Annotated in this window: 22 protein-coding genes; 8 read left to right on the top strand and 14 right to left on the bottom strand. The window is 67.4% G+C overall.

All coding sequences use genetic code 11. The features are described 5' to 3' along the window. Positions 1 to 19: 19 nt before the first annotated feature. Positions 20 to 817, top strand: a complete 798-nt coding sequence (locus ACWGCN_RS03130) for an SDR family NAD(P)-dependent oxidoreductase (protein WP_452459809.1) — start codon at positions 20 to 22, stop codon at positions 815 to 817. A 50-nt stretch (positions 818 to 867) separates the two neighbouring features. On the opposite strand, the gene ACWGCN_RS03125 is transcribed toward ACWGCN_RS03130, so the two are convergent. The 6 genes from ACWGCN_RS03125 to ACWGCN_RS03100 all read right to left on the bottom strand — a co-directional run bounded on the left by ACWGCN_RS03125 (position 868) and on the right by ACWGCN_RS03100 (position 6247). Beyond that, entirely contained in the window at positions 868 to 2058 is a 1191-nt protein-coding gene (locus ACWGCN_RS03125; RefSeq protein ID WP_452459808.1) for an acyl-CoA dehydrogenase family protein, read from the bottom strand. A gap of 61 nt (positions 2059 to 2119) precedes the next feature. Then, on the bottom strand, positions 2120 to 2578 hold the full coding sequence (locus ACWGCN_RS03120; protein ID WP_452459807.1) for a MaoC family dehydratase: 459 nt from the start codon (positions 2576 to 2578) through the stop codon (positions 2120 to 2122). Positions 2579 to 2580: 2 nt separating this feature from the next. Continuing rightward, positions 2581 to 3792, bottom strand: coding sequence for an acetyl-CoA C-acetyltransferase (locus ACWGCN_RS03115; RefSeq protein WP_452459805.1), 1212 nt, complete (start codon positions 3790 to 3792; stop codon positions 2581 to 2583). Next, positions 3785 to 4672 carry an FAS1-like dehydratase domain-containing protein gene (locus tag ACWGCN_RS03110; protein WP_452459804.1) on the bottom strand — a complete coding sequence of 296 codons (888 nt, stop codon included), beginning with the start codon at positions 4670 to 4672 and terminating at the stop codon, positions 3785 to 3787. The genes ACWGCN_RS03115 and ACWGCN_RS03110 overlap by 8 nt, the downstream gene beginning before the upstream one ends. Then, a complete protein-coding gene (gene fabG, locus ACWGCN_RS03105) occupies positions 4669 to 5397 on the bottom strand; it encodes a 3-oxoacyl-ACP reductase FabG (RefSeq protein ID WP_452459803.1) in 729 nt (242 codons plus the stop codon). Before fabG ends, ACWGCN_RS03110 begins: the two co-directional genes overlap by 4 nt. Before the next feature lie 28 nt (positions 5398 to 5425). Beyond that, positions 5426 to 6247 carry a mycofactocin-coupled SDR family oxidoreductase gene (locus ACWGCN_RS03100; RefSeq protein WP_378992930.1) on the bottom strand — a complete coding sequence of 274 codons (822 nt, stop codon included), beginning with the start codon at positions 6245 to 6247 and terminating at the stop codon, positions 5426 to 5428. Between the two features lie 281 nt (positions 6248 to 6528). Between ACWGCN_RS03100 and ACWGCN_RS03095 the strand changes: the two genes are divergently transcribed. Further along, the gene (locus ACWGCN_RS03095; RefSeq protein WP_378992932.1) at positions 6529 to 7338 is read left to right on the top strand and encodes an NAD(P)-dependent oxidoreductase; all 810 of its coding nucleotides are present in this window, start codon (positions 6529 to 6531) and stop codon (positions 7336 to 7338) included. Between the two features lie 56 nt (positions 7339 to 7394). On the opposite strand, the gene ACWGCN_RS03090 is transcribed toward ACWGCN_RS03095, so the two are convergent. After that, positions 7395 to 8582, bottom strand: a complete 1188-nt coding sequence (locus ACWGCN_RS03090) for an acyl-CoA dehydrogenase family protein (RefSeq protein ID WP_379312491.1) — start codon at positions 8580 to 8582, stop codon at positions 7395 to 7397. A 193-nt stretch (positions 8583 to 8775) separates the two neighbouring features. Here ACWGCN_RS03090 and ACWGCN_RS03085 point away from each other — a divergent pair, with 193 nt between their 5' ends. Beyond that, positions 8776 to 9285, top strand: a complete 510-nt coding sequence (locus tag ACWGCN_RS03085; protein WP_452459802.1) for a DoxX family protein — start codon at positions 8776 to 8778, stop codon at positions 9283 to 9285. A 19-nt stretch (positions 9286 to 9304) separates the two neighbouring features. Continuing rightward, complete coding sequence (locus tag ACWGCN_RS03080; RefSeq protein ID WP_452459801.1) at positions 9305 to 10816, top strand: class I adenylate-forming enzyme family protein; 1512 nt, start codon at positions 9305 to 9307, stop codon at positions 10814 to 10816. Positions 10817 to 10894: 78 nt separating this feature from the next. Here ACWGCN_RS03080 and ACWGCN_RS03075 read toward each other — a convergent pair whose 3' ends face one another. The 4 genes from ACWGCN_RS03075 to ACWGCN_RS03060 are packed head-to-tail and all read right to left on the bottom strand — an operon-like array spanning position 10895 to position 14422. Beyond that, positions 10895 to 11317 carry a PaaI family thioesterase gene (locus tag ACWGCN_RS03075; RefSeq protein WP_378992937.1) on the bottom strand — a complete coding sequence of 141 codons (423 nt, stop codon included), beginning with the start codon at positions 11315 to 11317 and terminating at the stop codon, positions 10895 to 10897. After that, positions 11314 to 12819 (bottom strand): class I adenylate-forming enzyme family protein, encoded by a 1506-nt coding sequence (locus tag ACWGCN_RS03070; protein WP_452459800.1) that lies wholly within the window; start codon positions 12817 to 12819, stop codon positions 11314 to 11316. Before ACWGCN_RS03070 ends, ACWGCN_RS03075 begins: the two co-directional genes overlap by 4 nt. Beyond that, the gene (locus tag ACWGCN_RS03065) at positions 12819 to 13634 is read right to left on the bottom strand and encodes an enoyl-CoA hydratase/isomerase family protein (protein WP_452459799.1); all 816 of its coding nucleotides are present in this window, start codon (positions 13632 to 13634) and stop codon (positions 12819 to 12821) included. Before ACWGCN_RS03065 ends, ACWGCN_RS03070 begins: the two co-directional genes overlap by 1 nt. Further along, positions 13619 to 14422 (bottom strand): enoyl-CoA hydratase/isomerase family protein, encoded by an 804-nt coding sequence (locus ACWGCN_RS03060; protein ID WP_452459798.1) that lies wholly within the window; start codon positions 14420 to 14422, stop codon positions 13619 to 13621. The genes ACWGCN_RS03065 and ACWGCN_RS03060 overlap by 16 nt, the downstream gene beginning before the upstream one ends. Positions 14423 to 14531: 109 nt before the next feature. Here ACWGCN_RS03060 and ACWGCN_RS03055 point away from each other — a divergent pair, with 109 nt between their 5' ends. Together ACWGCN_RS03055 and ACWGCN_RS03050 are read left to right on the top strand one after the other, a co-directional pair. Next, positions 14532 to 15782, top strand: coding sequence for a CaiB/BaiF CoA transferase family protein (locus tag ACWGCN_RS03055; RefSeq protein ID WP_452459797.1), 1251 nt, complete (start codon positions 14532 to 14534; stop codon positions 15780 to 15782). 70 nt (positions 15783 to 15852) lie between these two features. Continuing rightward, positions 15853 to 16752 (top strand): enoyl-CoA hydratase/isomerase family protein, encoded by a 900-nt coding sequence (locus ACWGCN_RS03050; RefSeq protein ID WP_067447004.1) that lies wholly within the window; start codon positions 15853 to 15855, stop codon positions 16750 to 16752. A 68-nt stretch (positions 16753 to 16820) separates the two neighbouring features. Here ACWGCN_RS03050 and ACWGCN_RS03045 read toward each other — a convergent pair whose 3' ends face one another. Both ACWGCN_RS03045 and ACWGCN_RS03040 read right to left on the bottom strand, forming a co-directional pair. Beyond that, on the bottom strand, positions 16821 to 17585 hold the full coding sequence (locus ACWGCN_RS03045; RefSeq protein WP_387446715.1) for an SDR family NAD(P)-dependent oxidoreductase: 765 nt from the start codon (positions 17583 to 17585) through the stop codon (positions 16821 to 16823). Positions 17586 to 17642: 57 nt separating this feature from the next. Continuing rightward, the gene (locus ACWGCN_RS03040) at positions 17643 to 18818 is read right to left on the bottom strand and encodes a cytochrome P450 (protein ID WP_387447014.1); all 1176 of its coding nucleotides are present in this window, start codon (positions 18816 to 18818) and stop codon (positions 17643 to 17645) included. Positions 18819 to 19151: 333 nt separating this feature from the next. Here ACWGCN_RS03040 and ACWGCN_RS03035 point away from each other — a divergent pair, with 333 nt between their 5' ends. Both ACWGCN_RS03035 and ACWGCN_RS03030 read left to right on the top strand, forming a co-directional pair. Further along, entirely contained in the window at positions 19152 to 20381 is a 1230-nt protein-coding gene (locus ACWGCN_RS03035; RefSeq protein WP_452460472.1) for a cytochrome P450, read from the top strand. A 70-nt stretch (positions 20382 to 20451) separates the two neighbouring features. Then, positions 20452 to 21948 (top strand): acyl-CoA carboxylase subunit beta, encoded by a 1497-nt coding sequence (locus tag ACWGCN_RS03030; RefSeq protein WP_452528954.1) that lies wholly within the window; start codon positions 20452 to 20454, stop codon positions 21946 to 21948. A gap of 56 nt (positions 21949 to 22004) precedes the next feature. On the opposite strand, the gene ACWGCN_RS03025 is transcribed toward ACWGCN_RS03030, so the two are convergent. Continuing rightward, complete coding sequence (locus ACWGCN_RS03025; protein ID WP_452460378.1) at positions 22005 to 23132, bottom strand: NDMA-dependent alcohol dehydrogenase; 1128 nt, start codon at positions 23130 to 23132, stop codon at positions 22005 to 22007. Between the last annotated feature and the right edge of the window lie 29 nt (positions 23133 to 23161).

Genomic DNA, 23161 nt, shown 5'->3' with positions numbered 1-23161 from the left:
CGAATGAGGTGGTTGCGGAATGGATTTGGGATTGCGGGGCGCGGCAACGGTCGTGGTGGGCGGTAGTCGCGGGATGGGGCTGGCCACAGCGCGCTGCCTGGCGGAGGAAGGCGCCAGGGTCGCGGTGATCGGCCGGTCGGCCGACGATGTCGAGCGTGCGAGCGTCGACCTGGCGCAGCGGGGGAGTACCGACGCGATCGGACTTGTCGCCGACGTGCGCGATACCGGCCAGGTGGCCTCGGTCTTCGCCGAACTGGAGCAACGATGGGGTGGCGAACTCAACGCACTGGTCAACACCGTCGGGCCGAACGTTCAGGGCACGGTCGAGGAACTGTCCGACGATCAGTGGCACGAGGCGGTCGACCACGGTGCGCTCGCCATCGTGCACTGCGTCAACGCGGCGCTGCCGCTGCTACGCAAGGCGCAGTGGGGACGGATCGTGAACTTCTCCGCGCATTCGACTCAGCGCCAGACCACCTCCCTGGTCGCCTACACCGCGGCGAAGGCGATGGTGACCAGCATCTCGAAGAATCTGTCGCTGTTGCTGGCCGAGGAGGAGATCCTGGTCAACGTGGTGTCGCCGGGTACCTTCGTCACTCCCGCGCTCACCGGCTGGGCGCGTTCGGTCGGCATCGACGACGAAGATCCCTACCGGCTCATGGAGGCGATCGGCGCGCATTTCGGGCACCCCGCGCAGATGCCGAGAGCCGGCTTGCCCGAGGAGATCGGCCCGGTCGCGGCGTTTCTGGCCTCGCGCCGCAATTCGTACATGACCGGCGCCAACGTGAATGTCGACGGCGGCTCCGACTTCGTCTGAGCCACTATCGGTTTCGGCCGGACCCGCGAAGGGTCCGGCCCTCGCTGACCTCAGAGCCGATAGTCGCGCAGCACGCCCTTGCCGATGATCCGCTTCTGGATCTCGCTGGTTCCCTCGCCGATCAGCATGAACGGAGCCTCCCGCATGAGACGTTCGATCTCGTACTCGGTGGAGTATCCGTAGCCGCCGTGGATGCGGAAGCTGGCTTGGGTGACCTCGTTGCAGAACTCGCTCGCCAGATACTTGGCCATGCCCGCCGCGACATCGTTGCGCAGCCCGGAATCCTTGAGGCGCGCCGCGTTGACCATCATGAGATGGGCCGCCTCGACCTTGGTGGCCATGTCCGCCAGCGAGAATCCGATCGCCTGATGCTCGACGATGGGTTTGCCGAAGGCTGAGCGCTGCTGGGCGTAGCGCGCGCCGAGTTCGAACGCGCGCAGCGCGATTCCGCAGGCGCGGGCCGCCACATTGACCCGCCCGACCTCGATGCCGTCCATCATCTGCTTGAAACCCTGACCGGGTTCGCCGCCGAGGACGGCGTCGGCCGGGACGACGTGGTTGTCGAGCAGCATCTCGGTGGTGTCGATGCCCTTGTAACCCATTTTGTGGATCTTGCCGGGAATGCTCAGTCCGGAAACGACCTCACCGAATCCGGCGGGTTTCTCGAGCAGGAAAGTGGTGAGATTGTCGTGCGGGCGTTCGTGACCCTCATCGGTGCGGACGAGGGTGGCGACGAGCGTGGCCGTGGAACCGTTGGTCAGCCACATCTTGCGACCGTCGAGCGTGTATTCCCCCGAGTCCCCACGCACGGCCTTGGTACGGATGGCGGCCACGTCCGAACCGAGTTCGGGTTCGGACATGGAGAACGCGGCGCGCACTTCGCCGGTGGCCATGCGCGGCAGGAAATGTCGCCGCTGGGCTGCCGTACCGTGCTGGGCGAGCAGATACGCCACGATGAAATGGGTGTTGATGACGCCGGAGACGCTCATCCAGCCGCGCGCCAGTTCCTCGACGCACAGGGCGTAGGTGAGCAGTGATTCACCGAGGCCGCCGTACTCCTCGGGGATCATCAGGCCGAACAGCCCCATCTCCGCCATCCGGTCGACGATGTCTTGCGGATAGGTATCGGTGTGTTCGAGTTCCTGTGCGACGGGAATGATCTCCTTGTCCACGAATGTGCGCACAGTGGCCAGTATTTCGGTCTGCACCTCGGTGAGGCCGTGAGTTTGTCCGAGTTTCATCGGGAAATCCGTTCGGTGGAATCGGTGCCTGCGTGGCGTGGATCGGCGGGCTCGGCGCGGGTCACAACACCACCACCGTGAGGGTTTCGGCCACCAGCGCCGGTTTGTCCTGCTCCTCGTCCTCGATGACCCACCGAACGGTGAGCAGGCACCGCGACTTCTCGACCGACAGGTCGAGCGGGGTGGCCGACGCCCGTACCCGGGTGCCGACACGCACAGCGGATGGGAAGCGAACCTTGTTGCTGCCGTAGTTGATTCGTGCCGTGCCGAATCCGATGGCGTAGAGGTCGCGGCCGAGGAACGGCAGCATCGACAGGGTCAGGTAGCCGTGGGCGATGGTGGCGCCGTAGGGGCCGTCGGCGGCGCGGGCAGGGTCGACATGGATCCATTGATCGTCGCCGGTGCATTCGGCGAACGCGTCGACTCGTTTCTGGTCGATCGGGATCCACGGTCCCGGCCCGACGGTATCGCCGATCGCGGCCGAGAGGTCATCGAGTGAGGTGAAGGTGTGCGCGGCCATGATCACACCACCCGCTCGAAGACGGCGGCCAGGCCCTGGCCGCCGCCGATGCACATCGTCTCCAGCCCGTAGCGCAGTTCGCGTCGGTGCAGTTCCCTGGCCAGGGTGGCCAGCATCCGCCCGCCGGTGGCGCCCACCGGATGTCCGAGAGAGATGCCCGAGCCGTGCACGTTCGTGCGTTCGAGATCCCGGTCGCCGAACTTCCATTCCCGCATGACGGCGAGAGCCTGCGCCGCGAACGCTTCGTTGAGTTCGATCAGGTCGATGTCGGAGAGGGAGAGCCCCGCGTGGCGCAGGGCGGCGTCGGTGGCGGGGACCGGCCCGATCCCCATGACATCGGGTCGCACACCGGCCACTGCCCACGACTTCAAGGTGACCAACGGGGTGAGGCCCAGTTGTTCGGCAGTCTCCCTGGTGGTCACCAGACACATCGACGCCGCGTCGTTCTGCCCGCTGGCGTTGCCCGCGGTGACCGTCGATTCCGGATCGATCGCGGCCCGAACGGGTTTCAGCGCGGCGAGTGATTCGAGGGTGGTGTCGGCGCGGGGGTGCTCATCGGAGTCGATCACCGAATCGCCGCGCCGCGAGGAGACCGTGACCGGAATGATCTGCTCGGCGCTCGCACCGCTGTGGGCGGCGTCGATGGCACGCTGGTGGGAGGTGACCGCCAGCCGATCCTGTTCTTCCCGGGGGATGGCGTAGGTCCGGCGCAGATTCTCGGCGGTTTCGAGCATGCCGCCGGGCACCGGATAGTCCTTGCCGCCGGCGGTTTCGCGTCCGCGAGCCAGCGCATCGTGGACCCGGACCCCGCCACGCGCACCGCCCCAGCGCATATCGAGCGAGTAGAACGGGGTGTTGGTCATGCTCTCGACACCACCTGCGACCACCACCTCACTGGCACCACTGGTGACCTGCATGACCGCCTGGATCACCGACTGCAACCCGGATCCGCAGCGTCGATCGATCTGCATGCCGCCGACGGTCACCGGTAGCCCGGCGTCGAGGGCCACGACTCGGCCGATGGCAGGCGCCTCGCTGTTGGGATAGCAATGGCCCAGGATCACGTCGTCCACGGCAGCGGGGTCGATCCCGGTACGCTCCAGCAGCCCGCGCAGGGCGATGACACCGAGATCGACCGCGGTGAGCGAGGAGAACACCCCGCCGTAGCGTCCGATGGGGGTGCGGACAGGTTCACAGATCACTGCTTCACGCATGGGTGCGGTCTCCGTCATGGTCGAATTCGGCGGTCAGAACGGTGTGTTCGACAGTTCGGTCGGTGCCCTCACCGGTACGGACGGCGAGTTCGAGGTCGACATCGGCGTCGCGACGCTGGATGCGGGCCGGTTCGGCGCAGAACAACGGCGCGAGATTGCGGTGACGCAATCGGGCCGGAGTCGCCTGCGGCCGTTCCCGTCGCAGGGTCTCGGCCATGGCCAGGGTCATGAGTGGTCCGTGCACCACCAGCGCCGGATATCCCTCGACGCCGGTCGCGTAGAGCCAGTCGTAGTGGATACGGTGGGAATTGGCCGTGGCCGCGCTGAAACGCATCAAGACAGTGGGATCTGTGCGCAATTCCCAGTCCCATTCGGCCACGCGTCGCAACGGTCTACCCGCTGCCGCGGGGGCGGGCGGTGTCGCGATGCCGGCACCGGGTTTCGGGGCCTCGCGATAGATGAGATTCTGGCGTTCCACCACAGCGAGCGTGTCCGCTCCGGTGTAGAGCCGGATTTCGACATCGACCACCACCAGCGGTCCCGTCCGCCCGTTCTTGGGCGTCACCGCGACAACTCGCGATTCGCGCCGCACCGTCGACCCGATGGTCACCGCCTCGTGCAGTACCACGTCGCCGCCGGCGAACATGCGCCGCGGCAGCTCGACCGGAGGCAGGAACGAGCCACGGGCCGGGTGTCCGTCGGTCCCGATCGAAGACGACACGGGCCAGCGGGCCAGCGCCGCCCAATGCCACAGCGGCGGAAGCGGATCGCCCGCTCCGATCGAGGGTGCGCCGGAGTCGAGGACCGCGCTCAGCGCGGCGACCGGTGCCGGATCGACGTATTCGTCGGTGACGACGGTGTGTGCCTGCCACGCGGTCACATGAACCGCCCGCCGGTCACTTCCAAGGTGGTGCCGGTCATATACGAGGACAGGTCAGAGGCGAGGAAGAGCGCGACGCCGGCGACCTCCTCCGGTTCACCCGCCCGCGACATCGGGATCTCCGCCATCTTCTGGTCCCAGACGTGGCCGGGCATCGCCGTGGTCATCGGCGACCGGATCAGGCCGGGTTGGATCGCGTTGACGCGCACCCCGAATCGGGCCGTTTCCTTGGCCGCCGCCTTGGTCAGACCGATGATGCCCGCCTTCGCGGCCGAATAGTTGGTCTGCCCGGCCATGCCCACTTTGCCCGAGAGCGAGGAGATGTTGACGATGCTGCCACGTCCTTGCTCCCGCATGATCGTGGCGGCGAGTCGGGTCCCGTGCCAGCTGCCCTTCAGGTGCACTGCCACGACCTGGTCGAAATCGTCCTCGCTCATCGTGCGCATGGAGGCGTCGCGGGTGATGCCCGCGTTGTTGACCATGACATCGACCGAGCCGAATTCGCCGGTCGCGGTGGCGAGCAGCGCCGAGACATCGGCGGCGCTGGTCACGTCGCAGCGGACCGCGCGAACACCGTCCGAGCCCAGCGCCTCCTGCGCCGCGTCAGGATTCAGGTCGCCGACGACCACTCGCGCACCCTCGCGCAGGAAGGTCGACGCGATGGCAAGGCCGATGCCCTGCGCCCCGCCGGTGACGACCGCGACGCGGCCCTCGAGAAGTGACATGGTGTGGAATCCTTTCGGCGATGCGCATTCAGTACTGCGTCGAGCCCAGGTCGACCGCGATCTGGGCGGCGGTGATGTAGCGGGACTCGTCGTCGGCCAGCCAGCTGACAGCGGCGGCGACGTCCTCGGGCATGGCCACCCAGTCCGGGAGGAACGGTGTCGTCATGTGTCCGAGTTGAGGATTGGATTCGAGCGCGCGGCCCAGCGCGGCGACCATGTCCCCGCTGCCCATGGGTGTCAGCACGGCGCCCGGATGCACGCTGTTGACCCGGATCCGATGTTTGCCGAGTTCGGCGGCCAATCCCCTGGCGATACCGGTCACCGCGTGTTTGCTGGCGGTGTAGTGAACCATGAACGGCTGCATCTTCAGCCCGGCGGCGGAGCTGATCAGGATGATCGAGCCGCCGCGCCCACCGTTGATGATGTGGTCGGCTCCGGCGATCGCGGTGTTCCAGGTGCCGGTGACATTGATGTCGATGACATCGCGAAACGACTCGGAGGTGATCTCGTTCCACCGCTGCGGGATACAGATGCCAGCATTGGCGACGACGATGTCGAGCCGTCCCAACGTGGCGACCCCGTCGTCGACAGCGGCGCGCAACCCGTCCAGGTCGCGGGTGTCGACGGTGGCGGCGACGATGCGGCGGCCGGTCGCTTCGACCAGTCGGACCGTCTCCTCGAAATCCTCTGGCGTGGCCGAATCGTAGGGAACCGCGGCCGGCAGCGGGCCTGCGAGATCGACGGCGATGATGTCGGCGCCCTCGCGTGCCAGGCGCACCGCGTGCGCACGGCCTTGTCCGCGCGCTGCGCCGGTGATGAAGGCGACCTTGTCGCTGTGTCGGCCGGTCACGTTTTCTCCTCGGGCTGTCGGGCGCTCACGGATCGTGTGGGACAGGGGTGGTGATCCCCGCCCGCGGACACAGCACCAGAACTCATTATCGTATGTTTTATCGTAAAGACAACAGTATTGCGTCAGGACACCTTATGGCCCGACCGTTCGCGGTGCAAGAACGACCGCGTCGGGTTCGGGCCCGCTGTTACAGTTGTCATTACTGGATTACTGTCTATTCGCGAATCGTCGCATCGTTCTCGGTGGCGAACGGGTGTCATCGCGAGGGAGGAGCGGCGCGGATGTCGAAGGTTGTCGGGTTCATCGGAGCAGGTCAGATGGGCGAGCCGATGGTGGTTCGCCTGGTGGCGGCAGGTCATCGGGTCGTGGTGTACGCGCGGAAGGAGGCGGTGCGGGAACGGCTGCGGGCGGCGGGAGCCGAGGTCGTCGACTCGGTGCGGGAGGTCGCGGTCGCGGGCGAGGTGATCATCGCGTGCCTGTTCTCGGATCACCAGCTACGCGAGGTGCTGTCGGGGCCGGAGGGAGTGCTCGCGACGGCGCGGGAAGGTGCGGTGGTGGTCTCGCACACGACCGGTGCGGTCTCGACGATCACCGAGCTGGCCGGTGCGCGACCCGACGGTCCGGTCCTGCTCGACGGACCGGTCAGCGGATCGGCCGACGACATCGCCGCAGGGCGGCTCACGGTATTACTCGGTGGGCCGTCGGACGCGGTCGAGACCGTCCGGACGGTGCTGTCCGCCTACGCGAGCACCCTCTTGGCCACCGGTGCGCTCGGCAGCGCGCTCGGTGTGAAACTGGTCAACAACGCCCTGTTCGCCGCGAACGCCCAACTGGTGGCTGTGGCCGCCGAAGTCGGCCGCAAGCTGGGCATCGAGGAAGCGCAGCTGCTGGAGGCGCTGTCGGCGGCCAGCGGCAACAGCTACGCGGCCGATTCGATTCGGCGCACCGGCGGTCTGGCGAAATTCGAGAAGCGCGCCGCGCCGTTCCTGCGCAAGGACGTCGCCGCCTGCTTGACCGCGACCGCCGACCTCGGCATCGACCTCGGCGGTCTGGGGGCCGCGATCGCCGACGGTCCGCTCGACTTGAGCTGACGCCGGGCGGACCGAGTCGGCCACAGCCCTGCAGTGGTGGCCGACCCGGCCGGTCGTTACTCGGCGGCTCGCTCGGCATTCTTGATCAGCCCGCCGCCGATGATCAGGCGCTGGATCTCGCTGGTGCCCTCGTACAACCGCAGCAGCCGGACGTCACGGTAGATCCGTTCCACGGCCACATCGCGCATGTACCCCGTGCCGCCGTGCACCTGCACCGCCGAATCGGCTACCCGCCCGGCCATTTCGGTGCAGAACAGTTTGGCCACCGACGGGGCGACCCGCCGATCCTCGCCCGCCACCCAGGCGCGCGCGGCGTCGCGAACCAGGGCGCGGCCCGCCATCACTCCGGTCTGCATATCGGCCAGGTGAGCCTGGACCAACTGAAACCGCCCGATGGGGGTGCCGCCCTGGGTGGCGGTCGCGGCGTAGGCGACGGATTCGTCGAGCGCCCGCTGCGCCGTGCCCACCGCTAGTGCCGCGATATGGACACGACCCCGCGCCAGCGAGGTCATCGCCGCGCGGTAGCCGATGTCCTCGCTACCGCCGACGAGTGCGTCGGCGCCGACGCGGACATCGTGGAAATACACCTCGGCGGTCCACGCGCCCTCTTGGCCCATCTTGCGGTCCTTGGGGCCGACTGTCACGCCGGGGGCGTCGGCGGGAACCAGGAACACCGAGATGCCCGCGCCGTCCTCGTCGGCCGGACGGGTGCGGGCGAAGACGACGAACAGATCGGCGACCGGTGCGTTAGTGATGAAGCGCTTCTCGCCGTTGATGATCCAGCCGTCACCTGACCTGGTCGCGCTGGTGCGCAGCGCCGCGGGATCGGACCCCGCACCGGACTCGGTGAGCGCGAACGACGCGACGACAGCGCCGGAGGCGATGTGCTCGAGCCATCGAGATTTCTGTTCCTCGGTGCCGAACCCGACCAGGACCTGACCGGCGATACCGTTGTTGGTGCCGAACAGTGAGCGCAGCGCGAGCGTGGTGTAGCCGAGTTCCATGGCCAATTCGACGTCCTGGGCGAGATCGAGTCCGAGGCCGCCCCATTCCTGGGGGATCGCGTAGCCGAACAGGCCCATGGCCTTGGCCTGACGCGCGATCTCGTCGGGCATCCGGTTCTGTTCGGCGATCTCGCGCTCTCGCCCGACGACCACGTTTCGTACGAAATCCTTGGTCTGCGCCAGTATTTCGCGGAAGTCCTCCGCGGTGACCGCGCTGATGGCGGTGGATGCGCTCGTCATGGCAGGGCCTCCTCGTCACGGCGCTTCGCGGCCGTGGTGCTCGATGTGTCTGGTGGGCAAGTGGCCCGATGCGCCGTCTTGACCGGACGCACGTAATGTCTAACATTACTGTAATACCAGCGGTAAGTGATACGGGAGCTGTGTCGAGCATCGTGCTCACGGCGCGGACCTCGATGGACAGGGCGGTACAACGATGACTGCGTACGACACGGGCGTGCTGATTCTCCGAGTGTGTCTCGGCCTCACCATGGCCGCGCACGGCTACCAGAAGTTCTTCGGGGGTGGGCGGATACCGGGCACCGCCCGCTGGTTCGACAGCATCGGGATGCGGCCGGGCATCGTGCACGCGCGCCTTGCCGCGAGCAGCGAGATCGGCGTCGGCCTCGCGCTGGCCTTCGGGTTGCTCACACCGATCGCGGCCGCGGGGTTCGTCGCGCTCATGCTGGTCGCCGCCTGGACGGTGCACAGGTCCAAGGGCTTCTTCATCGTGGGAGAGGGCTGGGAGTACAACCTGGTGCTGGCGGTGGGCGCGGTGAGTGTGGCCACCCTCGGTCCCGGCCGGATCAGTCTCGACCAGTTGATCTTCGGCACCGACCGGGTGGACGGCTGGTGGGGATTCGACCTCGCCGTCGGCCTCGGCCTCGCGGCCGGGGTCGGCCAGCTCGCACTGTTCTACCGGCCGCCGGCTCCCGCCCGGTCCTGAGTGAATCGCAGGGCGACAGATGTCGATACAGGATCACGACGAGAGCTCCGCCGCGACCGAGCTCGTGACAGCACTCGCCGAGGGGCTCGCGGGCTTCGGCGAGCGGCCGTGCATAGAGTTCGAGCGGCGCTGGTATTCCGGCAACGCCGTGCGAGCCTACATCCACCGGATCACCGCGGAGTTGGACCGTGCGGGCGTGCGCGCCGAGGACTCGATCGGGATCGTCGTCCGCAATCGGGTGCCGCACGCGGCCGCGATCCTCGGGTTCATCACGCAACGTCGTCCGGTCACGATGATCAACTCGTATCAGTCGGCCTCGGGCATCGCCCGCGACATCGAACAGACACGTCCGGTCGCGGTGATCGCCGATCGGCTTGACTGGACGGCGCCGGTTGTGGCCGCCTGCGAGCGGGTGGGCGGTGCCGGGATCGCGGTGGCGCTGGAGGAGCCCTCGGTCGAGACCGTCGTGCACGGTGACCGGTCGACCGGCCGAGTCGCCGATCAGGTGACAACCGTGCCCGGCTTGCACATCCTGACCAGCGGAACGACCGGCCCACCCAAGCGGGTGCCGATTCCGCTGTCGGCGTTGGGACATACGGTCCGCACCATGACCGGCGGGGTGACCGTCGCCGATCCCGACGATCCGCCGGAATTGGTGTACTGGCCGTTCGGGAGTATCGGTATCTGTCAGCTGCTCGCGGCGCCGTTCCTCGGCAAACGCATGGTGTTGCTGGAGAAGTTCACGGTCGAGGAATGGGTGCGGGCGGTCAAGACCTACCGGGTCACTCGGACCGGCGTGCAACCGACGATTCTGCGCATGCTGCTGGAAGCCGAGGTGCCGCCGCAGGACCTGTCGTCCCTGGAATATCTGCCGGGTGGATCCGGCCCGCTCGAGCCGGAACTGCGTGCGGAATTCGAACGCCGCTACGCCATTCCACTGCTGTGGGCCTATGGTGCCACCGAGTTCGCCGGCTCGGTGTGTGCGTGGACGCCGCAGTTGCACGAGCGATTCGGTGCGACCAAGGCCGGCAGCGTCGGTGTGCCGCTGCCCGGAGTGCGCGTGCGCATCGTCGACGCGGTGACCGGTGCGCAGGTGGGTGTCGGCGCGACGGGACTGCTCGAGGCCGAGGTGGCCGCGCTCGGTGCCACCTGGGTACGGACCACCGATCTGGCCTCCGTGGATGCCGACGGGTTCGTGACGATTCACGGGCGAGCCGACGGCGCGATCAATCGTGGCGGTTTCAAGATCCTGCCCGAAACCGTGCGTGCCGCCCTGCTCACCCATCCCGCGGTACGGGATGCGTGTGTTGTCGGCGTCCCGGACAGCCGATTGGGTCAGGTACCTTTCGCCGCCGTGCAGCCGCGTCGCGAAGTGCCGAAACCCACGGAAGCGGACCTGATCGCACACCTGCGAGACCAGCTGCCGAGCCACCATGTGCCCGTCGCGATCGCCGTAGTCGACGATCTTCCGCGCAATGCCGCGCTGAAAGCCAGGACGGACGCGGTGGCCGCCCTGTATGCCGGGCGTTGACATCGACGGGGTCTCGGCGCGACTGGTTGATCGCGCCGGGACCCGGCCGATGTCGAAGGCGTAGCGCCCGTTCGGGTGCTAGCTGCCCGTGGTCGCCGATCCGTCCGTCGCGAAGCTCACCGTCGCGAAATTCACGGTCGCCAGCGCCGCCAACGCGCCGTCCTCGCCGTCGAATACCTCGACCTGGACCACGATCGACCGTTTGCCCGCGTGCACGATCTTGCTCACCGCGCGCGCGGTGCCCTCGGTGATCGGGCGGAAGTAGCGCACGCTCAGATCCGAGGTGACGATACCGGCGTTCGGCGGCCGGGACTCCAGAGCGAGGGTGCCCGCCGCGATGTCGGCCAGTGTCGCGATCAAGCCGCCCTGCAGCCCGCCGGAGGTGTTGACGACGTGCGGTGCGACAGGCAGCTCCCAGATGAGCGAGCCGTCGAGGTCGGTCGCCTTGCGGAAGCCGATGTGGTCGAGTAGTCCAGTGATCTCTCGGATAGTCGACATCATGTCGGATCACCACTTTCGGAATGTGGCCGTGGGCCGATGGGGGTTGCGGTGAAGTGCGCGCGGACCGCGGACAGGTCCGCCTTGCCCGACGGGGTACGCGGAATCGCCTCTACGACAGCGATATCGGTGGGGATCTCGTAGCGGGCCAATCGAGTGCTCAGGTAGTCGACCAACTCGTCGACCTCGGTGTGGCGACCCGCGCGCAGCTCGACCATGGCGACCGGGGTCTCGCCGAGCCGGTCGTCGGTCCTGGCGACGACCGCCGCGCCGCGGACCGCGGGATGTTCCTCCAGCGCGGCGCGCACATCATCGGGCATGATCTTGAATCCACCTCGGATGATGGCCTGATCGGCACGTCCGAGAATCCAGAGGAACCCCTCGGCGTCGATGCGGGCGATATCGGTGGTCCGCACCCAGCTCGCGGTGGGACCGAGCTGGCCGGGTGCGACCTCGAGCAGGCCGGGCACGTCGGGCCCGAGCGCGGTGCCGTCCTCGTCGACCACCCGCAGGCGGGCGCCGCCACTGGCACGGCCGACGCTGCCGCGCTTGGTATTCCAGAACTGCCGGTGGTCGGGAAGCGTCCAGCCGGCGACGCCGCCGCCGAATTCGGTGGCGGCATACGACGTCAGGACCGGAATGCCGAACTTGTCCTGGAAGGCGTCGGCGTCGGCGGCCGACAGCGGCGCGGTGCCCGAGGTGACCACCCGGACGCCGTCGAGATCCGCGGGGCCGAGGTCGGAGTGCAGCACCATCCGCAGGGCGGCGGGTACCAGTGACACCGCGCCCGGCCGGTGCGCCCGCACCGCCGCCGCCCAGCGGTCGAGGTCGAAGCGCGGCAGGAAGACGAACGGCCTGGCATCGACGACACACTGCAGAATGCGGAAGATACCGCCGATGTGCACCAACGGGGCATTGACGATCGCGACGCCACCGCGCGGCGCGGTCGGTGCGGCGGCCTGCTCGAAGTCGGTGCCGATGACGCTGCGCGCCAGCATGTCGTAGGTGATCTCGACGCGCTTGGGCGGCCCGGTGGTCCCGCTGGTGAGCATGCGGACGGCGATCCCCGGCAACGGGGTGCCCGCGTCGTGCTCGCCGATCGGCTCGCTGGGGATCGGTGTGGTGTCGAGGTCGGCGATGGTCACGGTCGCGGCCCCCGGCCCGACGAGCCCGGCCAGGTCCGCCTGCCCGCCGATCACCAGTGGCAATTCGAGCGCGGCGATATCGGATCGAGTGCGGTCGTCGCCACGGGAGGGGTTGATCACCACGACGGTGCCGCCGCTGAGCAGCACGCCGAGGAACGCGGCCACGTGTTCGGGGCGGTTGCGCAACAGGATGCCGACCTGGCACGGCGTTGTGATCAGCGCGCTGACGCGTCGTGCGGTCTCGGCGAGTTCGCCCCAGCTGTGCCAGGTTCCGTCGAATTCGATGGCCCGTGAACTCGGCGCCAGGTCGAGGACTCCGGCGATGCGCCCGCTCAGTGGATGGTCGTGGGTGTCGGTCATCAACGAATCCTCGGTTCGGTCGAAATGCCGCGGCGTTGTTGATCCCCCGCGGCCGCGGCGAGTTCCGCCTTGGCGATCGGATTGCCGAGGCGGGTGTAGATGAGGCCCTGATCGAGTGCGGCCCGGTAGGGCTTGTCCAGCGATTCCCAAATCGCCTTCACCGTGCCCTGGGTCGCCGTCGGCGGCTTGGCCGCGATGCCGGCGGCGATGGCGTGCGCGCGTTCCCAGAGTTGTTCGCGGGTCACGATTTCGGTTACCAGGCCGATGCGCAGCGCGGTCTCGGCGCAGACCCGTTCGTCGTTACCCATCAACGCGATGCGCAGGGTCTCCCCGAGCCCGACCCGGCGCATGAGTCCGATCGGCTCCAGCGCGCACACCAACCCCGCCGACACATGGGAGTCGAAGAAGGTGGCATCGTCGGAACAGATCACCACGTCGGACTCGTTGACGAAGTAGAACGCGCCGGCGGTGCACAGGCCGTTGACCGCGCACACCACCGGTTTCCACATCTTCTGCCACTTGGGGCTCAACAGCTCGCCGGGGTCCTCGTGATGCCAGATCCCGTCGGGCTGCCCGTAGGCGGATTTGATGTCGAGCCCCGCGCTGAAGGCGCGAGTGCCTGCCGCGCGCAGGACGACCGCGTTGACCGAGTCGTCGAGCCTGATCCGGCGCCACGCGTCGCGCACCTCCTCGCACATGGTGCGGTCGAAGGCGTTGAGTCGTTCGGGGCGGTTCAGGGTGAGGGTGGCGACCCGGTCGTCGGCGTCGATGTCGAGCGTGATCGTGCTGTAGTCGGCGCTCATCGGCACTGCCATTCCGGGGCGCGCTTCTCGACGAACGCGCGCGGTCCCTCGAGCGCGTCCTCGGTGCGGGTGACCCGTTCGCGGAACGACTCGGCCAGCATCTCGGCCTCGTGCATCGGCACGTCCAGGCCCTTGACGATCGCCAGTCGGGTCCCGCGAACCGCCAGCGGCGCATTGGAATTGAGGGTGTCGGCGATCTCGCGGGCCCGCTCGAGCAGGCGGTCGTGCTCGACGACCTCGGTGATCATGCCCAGCTCGTAGGCGCGTTGGGCGCTCATCCGCTCGTGCTTGCCCATCATCGCCATCCGCAGGGCCACGGTGCGCGGGAGCACCCGCGCCAGACGGACCACCTCTCGGCCCGCGACGAGCCCGATGCTCACATGGGGATCGAAGAAGGTCGCTCGATCCGAGGCGATGATGATGTCGCCGGTGGTCACCCAGTCCAGGCCCGCGCCGCAACAGATTCCGTTGATCGCGACAACAATCGGTTTGGTCATGGTCCGGAAGGGCGGGGTGCCCTCCTGCGGAGCCTCCCACTGCTCGTAGGTCGACAGGTACGGCTTCTCGTTGAGGACCTTGCCGTCGCCGGGGATCGCCTTGACATCGGCGCCGGTGCAGAAGGCACGACCGTTCGCGGTCACGATGAGCAGCCAGACCTTGTCGTCGTTCTCGGCCTCGTCGTAGGCGGCGCGCAGTTCGGTGATCATGTGCGGGCTCAGCGCGTTGAGGGCCTCGGGCCGGTTCAGCGTGATGGTGGCCGTGTGCCCGTCTACCTCGTAGCCGATGGTGTCGAACGGCATGCATTCCTCCTGGGGGACAGGGCGTGGCCCATACTGTTAGATATACAGTAGACAATACCGTTATGGTTCTGCCAAGGTGACGTGAAGTACCGACGAGGAAAGAGTGGCGATGGCCGAGAACGGGACCACACCTTCGGGCGGCACGGGAGCCGACCGGCCCGCCGGGGGGAGTACGAGCAAGGGCGTCCTCGACGGTGTGCGGGTGCTCGACTACGGCCGGTTCATCGCCGCCCCGTGGTGCACCGCGATCCTGGCCGACATGGGCGCCGATGTCGTCCGCGTCGAGAAGCGCGAGGGCGGCGAGGACCGTTGGGTGCAGGCGGTGACCGAGGGCGGCGAGGGCGGCACGTTCCTGCAGTGCAACCGCAACAAGCGGTCGCTGACTCTGGACTCGACCACACCCGACGGCGCCGAGATCACCCGGCGCCTCGTGGCAGGCGCCGACATCGTCGTCGCCAACATGCCGTTGGCCGGAATGCAGGCCAGCGGACTCGATTACGACACCCTGCGCGCGGTCAAGGCCGACATCATCCTGGCCAGCGCCACGGCCTACGGCGAGGGCGGTCCCTACAGTGACCGCATCGGTTTCGACGGTGCGGGCCAGGTCATGTCGGGCGCTACCCACCGCCAGGGCCTGCCCGAGCAGCCGATCCGCACCACAGTCCCCTACACCGACTTCGGCACCGCGATGACACTGGCCATCGGGGTCATGATGGCCCTGTTCCACCATCGCGCCACCGGCGAGGGCCAGCACGTCGAGGGCGCGCTGCTGCCGACCGCGCTGATGATGAGCAACGCGTTCCTGATCGAGCGCGACCTGCTCGGCGTCGACAAACCGCGCATGGGCAATCGGGGGACTTCGGTCGCGCCGTGCGACCTCTACGAGGTCACCGACGGCTGGGTGCTGCTCCAGGTGGCCGGGCAGCCGATGTTCCGCCGCTGGTGCCGGTTGATCGGCCGGGAGGATCTCATGGACGACCCGCGCTTCGCCGGTGACGACCTGCGCTGGCAGCACAGCGACTTCCTCAACGACCTCATGCAGGACTGGTGCCGGGGTCGCACCAAGGTCGAGGTGCTCGCGGCGCTCGAGCAGTTCAAACTGCCCGCGGCGCCGATGCACAGCACCCAGGACGTGCTCGAGGACCCGCACGTCGAGAAGCTGGGCTACCTCGAGCGGATCGACTATCCGGGAGCGTCGAAGCCGGTGCCGATCGTCGGAACCCCGTTCCGGATGTCGCGCACACCGGGACGGATTCGGCGGCGCGCGCCGCTGCTCGGCGAGCACACCGGGCAGATCCTGGCCGATCTCGGTTACAGCCCCGACGAGGTGGCCGACCTGCGCGAGCGGCAGGTCGTCTGATGACCACGCCGACCACCGCGCGCTACGGACAGCGCGCGCCCATCCCCCTCGAACAAGGAAGAGACAGTCGATGACCAGTTCCAGTACCGCCGAGGGCCGCGTGCTCTACGAGGTCGATCCCGATCGCAGGATCGCCACCATCACGCTGAACAACCCGTCGCAGCGCAACTCCTACAACGCCGAGATGCGGGACGGGATCGCGCGCTATCTGGACGAGGTCGCCGAGGATGACGACATCACCGTCGTGCTGCTGCGCGGCGCCGAAGGGGTGTTCAGCACCGGCGCCGACATGAACAACGCCTACGGCTGGTACGGGGAGCGTCCCGCGACCAACGGCGATCGGCCCGCCAAGAGCCGACCGAGTCAGCGCCGCCGACTCACGGTGGACCGCAAGTCCTTCGGCTTCTACCACAATTTCATGGGCTTCCCGAAGGTCACCGTCGGCGAGATCAGCGGCTACGCGCTGGGCGGCGGATTCGAAATGGCCCTGATGACCGACATCTCGGTCATCGCCCGCGACGCGAAGATCGGCATGCCCGCCGCGCGGTTCCTCGGCCCGGCGCTGGGCAGCCTGCACATGTTCTTCCATCGGCTCGGCCCGGTGCTCGCGCGCCGGATGCTGCTCACCGGCGACATCATCGAGGCGGGCACGCTCGAGCACCTCGGTGTCTTCACCGAGACCTGCGATTCGGCGGCGGTCACCGCGCGGGCGCGCTACTGGGCCGAGAAGGCGGCGAAGATGCCGGCCGACGGTGTGGTGATCGCGAAGGAGGCGTTCCGGATGGTCGAGCAGAGTCAGGCCTATCAGGGCGAGGAGGTGGCGAGCTATCTGTTCCACGCCTACGGCACCAACCTGCAGTTCTCGCCGGGAGAATTCAATTTTGTGAAGACCAGGGCCGAGCACGGCACCAAGGAGGCGTTCCGGCTGCGCGACGCCCACTTCCACGTGCCCGAGCCGGAACTGGACTAGCGAGAACCTGACAATTGAGGCCCGGGTCCCTGCGGGGGCCCGGGCCTCAATTGTGTTGCGGTGTCGCGTTACATCACCAGGCCGCCGTCGACCGGCAGCACCTGGCCGGTGACGAACGACGCCGCGTCGGAGGCGAGGAAGACGAACGCGCCCGCCACCTCGGCAGGCTCGGCCCAGCGCCGCAGCGGAATGCGATTGAGCATCTGCTCGGCGAACTTCGGATCGGTGCGGATCGTGGCGGTCATCGGGGTGGCCGCGGCCGGGGCGAGCGCGTTGACGGTGATCTGCTTGCGGGCGAGTTCGCGGGCCAGCGATTTCGTCATGCCGACGATGCCGGATTTAGCCGCCGAGTAATTGACCTGGCCGAGCGTGCCGACCAGTCCCGCCGACGAGGTCACATTGATGACGCGGCCGGTGCCGTCGGTCGGCAGGTACGCCAGCGCTGCCTGCGTCACGCGGAACGCGCCGAGCAGGTGGATGTCGAGCATCCGCAGCACCGATTCCTCGGTGGTGGCACCGAACATCGCGGGTTCGGTGGCGCCGGCGTTGTTCACCACGATATGCAGTGTCCCGTCGGCCAACTCCGCGGCGGCACTCGCGGCCGCATCGGCGGCGGCCCGGTCGCGAACATCGAGCGCCGCGGCGGCGGCTCGGCCACCGTCGGCGACGATCTTCTCGGCGGTGACCGCCGCGGCGGCGCCGTCGATATCGGTGACAAGGACCGCCGCACCCTGGGCGGCCAGCGCCGCGGCGACGGCCGCGCCGATGCCGCCGGCCGCACCGGTGACCAGCGCCGAACGGCCGGTGAGATCGAAGATGTTACGGGTGGTCACAGGGCTCCTCGGAGTCGAAAAGGGCTGGCTCGGTGTGGGCGGTCGACCCGCCGCGCGTCAGCGGACATCGAAGGTCACCGGCAGCGAACTCGGCGAGCGGAACGGCTGGCCGAAGATGTGGGGGTCACCGTCGGGCAGCAGAGTGATATTGGTCAGTCGCGACAGCAGTGCCTCCATGGCGACGCGCGTCTCCAGGCGGGCCAGGTGCAACCCGAGGCAGGTGTGCGCGCCCGCGGTGAAGCTGATGTGCGGGATGTGCGGCCGGAAGATATCGAATTCCTCGGAACGCTCCCACCGGGTCTCGTCACGGTTCGCCGAGCCGAGGCAGACATCGACGACCGCCCCCGCGGGGATGGCCACGCCCTCCAATTCGGTGTCCTCGGTGACGTAGCGCTGCACCAGTGTCAATGGTGTCTCGAACCGCAGGCCCTCTTCGATCGCCTGCGGGAGCAGGCTGTGATCCTGTTGGATCGCGGCGAATTGCTCGGGGTGGTTGAGCAATTGGAACAGCAGGTTCCCCGACGAGCGGTAGGTCGTTTCCAGGCCCGCGGGCAACAGCAGCCGGAGGAAGGAGTAGATCGCGCGGTCGCTGAGCTTCTCGCCGTCGATATCGGCGGTGACCAGGTCGCTGATGATGTCATCACTCGGAGTGGCTCGCCGCTGCTCGATATGACCGAGGAAGTACTCCTTCAGTTCCTTGGAAGCTTGCAGCGCCCTCGGCACGTTGCCCGCGTAGCTGATGATCGCCACGGCGGCGTCCCGGAAGAAGGGCAGGTCCTCGGCCGGTAGCCCGAGCAGGCGGGCGATAACCCGGGTGGGGAACTCGAAGGTGAAGTCGCGGACCAGGTCCGCGCGTCCCTCGTCGATGAATTCGTCGATGAGTTCGTCACAGATCGGGCGGACCACCTCGGGTTCCCACACGGCCAGCGACTGCGGTTTGAAGGCCGCCGACACCAAGTTGCGGTGGGCGCGGTGCGGTGCCCCGTTCATCGCCAGGATGGTGGGGCCCATGAACACGCCGATCGTCGCGTCGTAGAGCTGGGTGCTGAACACCGTGTTGTTGCGCAAGACCTTGTTCACCGCGGACCACGACATCACGGCGTAGGTATCGGTGGGGCGCAGTTCCTTCGGGGTTCTGGAGTAGTCCATCACCGTCCCGTGGAATACGCCGCCCGCGCGCCGCCGCGCGGCGAAGAAGGGGTAGGGATCGTGGGGATCGGGAACGTCCCCCATCGTCTCTGCTCGGTCCTCAACTGGGCTGTTCACAGCTCACCTCTGGCTTCGTCACACCGTACGAGTATTGGGAGTAATACTTACTGTAAGACATACAGTATCTGACCGGCATCCGGGTCGGCAATGCGACTGCCGAGGTGAGGGCCTCGAACGTGGGGCGGCGGGCGGCGAGGGTACCGCACCGATCGAGCGCTCCGTAGCTGTTACGGAAAGCTTGACAGTAAGGGTAACTATAAATCAGTCTTGTGGGCGAGACAACGCCGTCGACGCGGGTGCGTGCGAGGTGGTGGTTGCTGGGTTGCCAGCTCGGAACGGGAAAAGGTGCTGATAGTGATGCCGATCGTTGATGAGGCCGCGAACGTACTGGCGGATCCCTCCGCCTACGCCGACGAGCCGCGTTTGCACGCCGCGTTGGCCGCGCTGCGGGCGGGCAAGCCGGTCTCGCGGGTGGAAGTGGCGGGGTACAAGCCGTTTTGGGCGATCACCAAGCACGCCGACGTGATGGCGGTCGAGCGGGCGAACAGTCAGTTCACGAACTGGCCGCGCCCGGTGTTGATGACGGCGGAGTCCGACGAGATGCAAGCCGCGATCGGGATCCGGACGCTGATCCATATGGATGATCCGCAGCATCGGGTGGTGCGGGCGATCGCGGCGGACTGGTTCGGTCCGAAGGCGATGAAGGCGATGGGTGAGCGGATCGAGGAACTCGCGAAACGATACGTGGATCGAATGCGAGACACCGGGGGTGAGTGTGATTTCGTGTCCGAGATCGCGGTGAATTTCCCGTTGTACGTGATCATGTCGTTGCTCGGGGTGCCGGAGTCCGATTTTCCGTTGATGCTGAAGTTGACTCAGGAGTTGATGGGCTCCGATGACGATGAGTTGAAGCGGTCGACGCCGCCGGACGAGGCGATGAACGCGTTGGTGGAGATGTTCACGTTCTTCACCGCGTTGACGAACTCTCGACGGGAGCAGCCGACCGATGATCTGGCGTCGATGATCGCGAACGCGAAGGTCGATGGTGAGCTGTTGTCGGATGTGGATGTGGTGTCGTATTACGCGATTATCGCGACCGCGGGCCACGATACGACGAGTAGCAGTATTTCGGGTGGTGTGCGGGCGTTGATCGAGCATCCTGATCAGTTGGATCGGTTGCGGCGGAATCCGGAGTTGATGCCGGGTGCGGTGGAGGAGATCATCCGGTGGGTGACGCCGGTGAAGGCGTTCATGCGGACGGCAGCGCAGGATTCGGTGGTGAACGGGGTGTCGATTCCGGCGGGGGATTCGTTGTTGTTGTCGTATGTGTCAGCGAATCGTGACGAGGATGTTTTCGATGATCCGTTTCGGTTCGATATCGAGCGTGTGCCGAACAAGCATGTGGCGTTCGGTTATGGTGTGCATTTTTGTTTGGGTGCGGGGTTGGCGCGGATGGAGATCAGCAAGTTCTTGGGGGAGTTGTTGCCGCGTTTGCGGTCGATCGAGTTGGCGGGGGAGCCGGAGTTGACGGCGACGACGTTCGTGGGTGGGTTGAAGCATTTGCCGATCCGTTTCACCATCGACTGACCGAACAATCCCGCCCTTTCCCGATATTCCCGCGCGGTCCGCGCGACCGATCACAGAAGACAGGCCCGACATGACAACTGCCAACACCTGGGACGAGACCCTCGACGATCTCGGCCGCCGCCGCGCGCGCGTGCTCGAGATGGGCGGCCCGGACCGGGTCGCCAAACACCGGGGGAAGGGAAAGCTGGACGCCAGGGCGCGTATCGAGCGGCTGCTCGATCCCGGCACGTTCCAGGAGTTCGGCACACTCGTCGGCGGCGACGTCGCCGCCGACGCGATTGTGACCGGGTCCGGGCTGATCAACGGCGTCCCCGTCATGGTCGGCGCCGAGGACTTCACCACGCTGGCCGGCTCGATCGCTCCCGGCAGCAATTCCAAGCGCTACCGGCTGGCCGAATTGGCGGTGCGCGACAAGGTGCCGCTGGTGATGTTGTTGGAAGGAGCGGGGTTCCGGCCGACCGGCGATCACTACGGTCGAACCCCCACCGATCTGCTGGCCCAGGCGCAGTGCTCGGGCAAGGTGCCGATGGTCACCGCCGTGCTCGGGCCATCGGCGGGCCACGGCGCGCTGGTCGCCCCGGTCGCCGACTTCTCCATCATGAGCAGGCAGGGCTGCATCTTCACCGCGGGACCGCCGGTCGTGAAAGTCTCGACCGGCGAGGACATCTCGAAAGAAGACCTGGGTGGGCCCGACGTCGCGCTGCCCAGCGGTGTCGTCCACAACGTCGCCGAGACCGACGAGGACGTCCTCGACGAGATCCGCCGCTACCTGTCCTATTTCCCGCCGAGCGCGTGGTCCTATCCGCCGGTGTATCTCGCCGACGAGACCACGGGGCCGCGCGCGACACCGGAGTTGCTCGACATCGTCTCCCGGGACAACGTGCAGAGCTACGACATGCGGGCCGTGCTCGATGTCGTGTTCGACGGCACCGACTGGTTCGAGGTACAGCCCGAACGCGGCACGCCGATCATCTGCGCGCTGGCGCATCTGGGTGGGCACCCGGTCGCGGTGGTGGCCAATCAGCCGCAGGTCCTCGCGGGTTCGATCGACACCGAGGCCGCGGACAAGGCGGCCCACTTCATCATGGTCGCCGATTCCTTCCACCTGCCGATCATCTTCCTCGCCGACAACCCGGGGATGCTGCCCGGTAGCGAGTCCGAGCGGGAGGGCGTGTTGCGCAGCGGCGCGCGGATGTTCGTCGCGCAGACCGCGGCGACAACGCTGAAACTGCATGTGACACTGCGCAAGGCCTACGGATTCGGTTCGATGGTGATGTCGCTGATCGGATTCGACGGTCAGGCGGGCACCTTCGCCTACCCGGGCGCCACGATGGGCGCGATGGGCGCTGCCGCGTTGAGCAACGCCTCCAACGCCGAAGCGGATCTGGCCGCCGAACTGCGCGAGATGGAGCTGAAGGCGTCCTACCATTCAGCCGAACACATGGGATTCGATGAACTGATCCGGCCCGAGGAGACCCGCGACGTTCTGCTGCGCTCGCTGCAGCGCGGCCTCTACGGGCGACAGACTCCCGCCCAGCCCGTGCAGCGCACCGTCATCATTCCCTGAACCGCCGACAGCAAGGGGGCCGAACGACACCGTTCGGCCCCCTTGCTTCGTGCGTGCTACCGATCGGCGTCGGTGAAGCGAATGATGCCGCGCAGACCGGGGGTGCGGTGGATTTCCTCGTAGCCCTCGTTGATCTGGTCGAGCCGGTACTCCTTGGTGAGCGTGCCGTCCAGATCGAGGTCGCCGAGCTTGTAGAGGGCCAGCACCTCGAGGATGTCCTCGTGCGGATTCCCGCCGCCGAACAGGCTGCCCTGCAGGTTCTTCTGCAACAACGTCCGCATCGACAGCGTGAGCGGCACCTGGGCGGCCACTGTGGAGCCCATGGCGGTGAGTACACAGGTGCCCGCTCGGGCCGTGAGGTCCATCCACGCCTCGAGGTCGTCGCCGTCTCGTCGCCCCATCGACGCGATCACCTTGTGGCACATCCGTCCGCCCGTCGCGGCGGTGATGCCGGCGGCGGCGGTCGCGAGATCGGGATAGACATCGGTGGCACCGAGTTTCTCGGCCTGCGTGCGCTTCCACTCGACCGGGTCGACGACGAAGATCCGCGACGCCCCGGACAGCACCGCGCCCTGCAGCGTGGACGCGCCGACGCCGCCGAGCCCGATGATCGCGACATCCTCACCCGGCTGGATCCGTGCGGTGTGGACAGCCGAGCCGTAGCCGGTGGTGATGTCGCAACCGACGAGGCAGGCGATCTCGAACGGGATCGACGGGTCGATCTTGACCACCGAGGCCCGATGGACCACGGCGTAGGGCGCGAACGCGCCGACCAGCGCCATCGGATGCACTCCGCGTCCCCGCGCGGTGACCCGGAAGGTGCCGTCGGAGACAGCCGCGCCACCGAGCAGGCCGGCGCCCAGATCACACAGATTGCACAGTCCGGCCCGGCACGGCCCGCACGTGCCACAGGACGGCACGAACGACATCACCACATGGTCGCCCACGGTGAGATCGTGCACGCCCGCACCGACTTCCACCACCACCCCCGCGCCCTCGTGACCGCCGAGGACCGGGAAATCGGCCATGGCGATGTCGCCGGTGACGAGATGGTGGTCGGCGTCGCACAGCCCCGCCGTCTCCATCCTGACCTTGACCTCACCCGTCTGTGGCTCGCCGATCTCGATGTCTTCGATCGACCACGGCTGATCGCGGTCCCAGATCAACGCGCCTCTGGTCTTCATCGGTACCTCTTCATGGTGTCGAGTGGTGG

This window comes from Nocardia sp. NPDC055050, from assembly GCF_053608345.1.
This window is presented reverse-complemented; position numbering and strand designations above follow the sequence as displayed.

Excerpts from the sequence above, each read along its gene's own strand:
- ACWGCN_RS03130 (WP_452459809.1), top strand. The coding sequence starts at position 20 with ATGGATTTGGGATTGCGGGGCGCGGCAACGGTCGTGGTGGGCGGTAGT.
- ACWGCN_RS03125 (WP_452459808.1), bottom strand. The coding sequence starts at position 2,058 with ATGAAACTCGGACAAACTCACGGCCTCACCGAGGTGCAGACCGAAATA.
- ACWGCN_RS03120 (WP_452459807.1), bottom strand. The coding sequence starts at position 2,578 with ATGGCCGCGCACACCTTCACCTCACTCGATGACCTCTCGGCCGCGATC.
- ACWGCN_RS03115 (WP_452459805.1), bottom strand. The coding sequence starts at position 3,792 with ATGCGTGAAGCAGTGATCTGTGAACCTGTCCGCACCCCCATCGGACGC.
- fabG (WP_452459803.1), bottom strand. The coding sequence starts at position 5,397 with ATGTCACTTCTCGAGGGCCGCGTCGCGGTCGTCACCGGCGGGGCGCAG.
- ACWGCN_RS03095 (WP_378992932.1), top strand. The coding sequence starts at position 6,529 with ATGTCGAAGGTTGTCGGGTTCATCGGAGCAGGTCAGATGGGCGAGCCG.
- ACWGCN_RS03090 (WP_379312491.1), bottom strand. The coding sequence starts at position 8,582 with ATGACGAGCGCATCCACCGCCATCAGCGCGGTCACCGCGGAGGACTTC.
- ACWGCN_RS03085 (WP_452459802.1), top strand. The coding sequence starts at position 8,776 with ATGACTGCGTACGACACGGGCGTGCTGATTCTCCGAGTGTGTCTCGGC.
- ACWGCN_RS03080 (WP_452459801.1), top strand. The coding sequence starts at position 9,305 with ATGTCGATACAGGATCACGACGAGAGCTCCGCCGCGACCGAGCTCGTG.
- ACWGCN_RS03075 (WP_378992937.1), bottom strand. The coding sequence starts at position 11,317 with ATGATGTCGACTATCCGAGAGATCACTGGACTACTCGACCACATCGGC.
- ACWGCN_RS03070 (WP_452459800.1), bottom strand. The coding sequence starts at position 12,819 with ATGACCGACACCCACGACCATCCACTGAGCGGGCGCATCGCCGGAGTC.
- ACWGCN_RS03065 (WP_452459799.1), bottom strand. The coding sequence starts at position 13,634 with ATGGCAGTGCCGATGAGCGCCGACTACAGCACGATCACGCTCGACATC.
- ACWGCN_RS03060 (WP_452459798.1), bottom strand. The coding sequence starts at position 14,422 with ATGCCGTTCGACACCATCGGCTACGAGGTAGACGGGCACACGGCCACC.
- ACWGCN_RS03055 (WP_452459797.1), top strand. The coding sequence starts at position 14,532 with ATGGCCGAGAACGGGACCACACCTTCGGGCGGCACGGGAGCCGACCGG.
- ACWGCN_RS03050 (WP_067447004.1), top strand. The coding sequence starts at position 15,853 with ATGACCAGTTCCAGTACCGCCGAGGGCCGCGTGCTCTACGAGGTCGAT.
- ACWGCN_RS03040 (WP_387447014.1), bottom strand. The coding sequence starts at position 18,818 with ATGGGGGACGTTCCCGATCCCCACGATCCCTACCCCTTCTTCGCCGCG.
- ACWGCN_RS03035 (WP_452460472.1), top strand. The coding sequence starts at position 19,152 with ATGCCGATCGTTGATGAGGCCGCGAACGTACTGGCGGATCCCTCCGCC.
- ACWGCN_RS03030 (WP_452528954.1), top strand. The coding sequence starts at position 20,452 with ATGACAACTGCCAACACCTGGGACGAGACCCTCGACGATCTCGGCCGC.
- ACWGCN_RS03025 (WP_452460378.1), bottom strand. The coding sequence starts at position 23,132 with ATGAAGACCAGAGGCGCGTTGATCTGGGACCGCGATCAGCCGTGGTCG.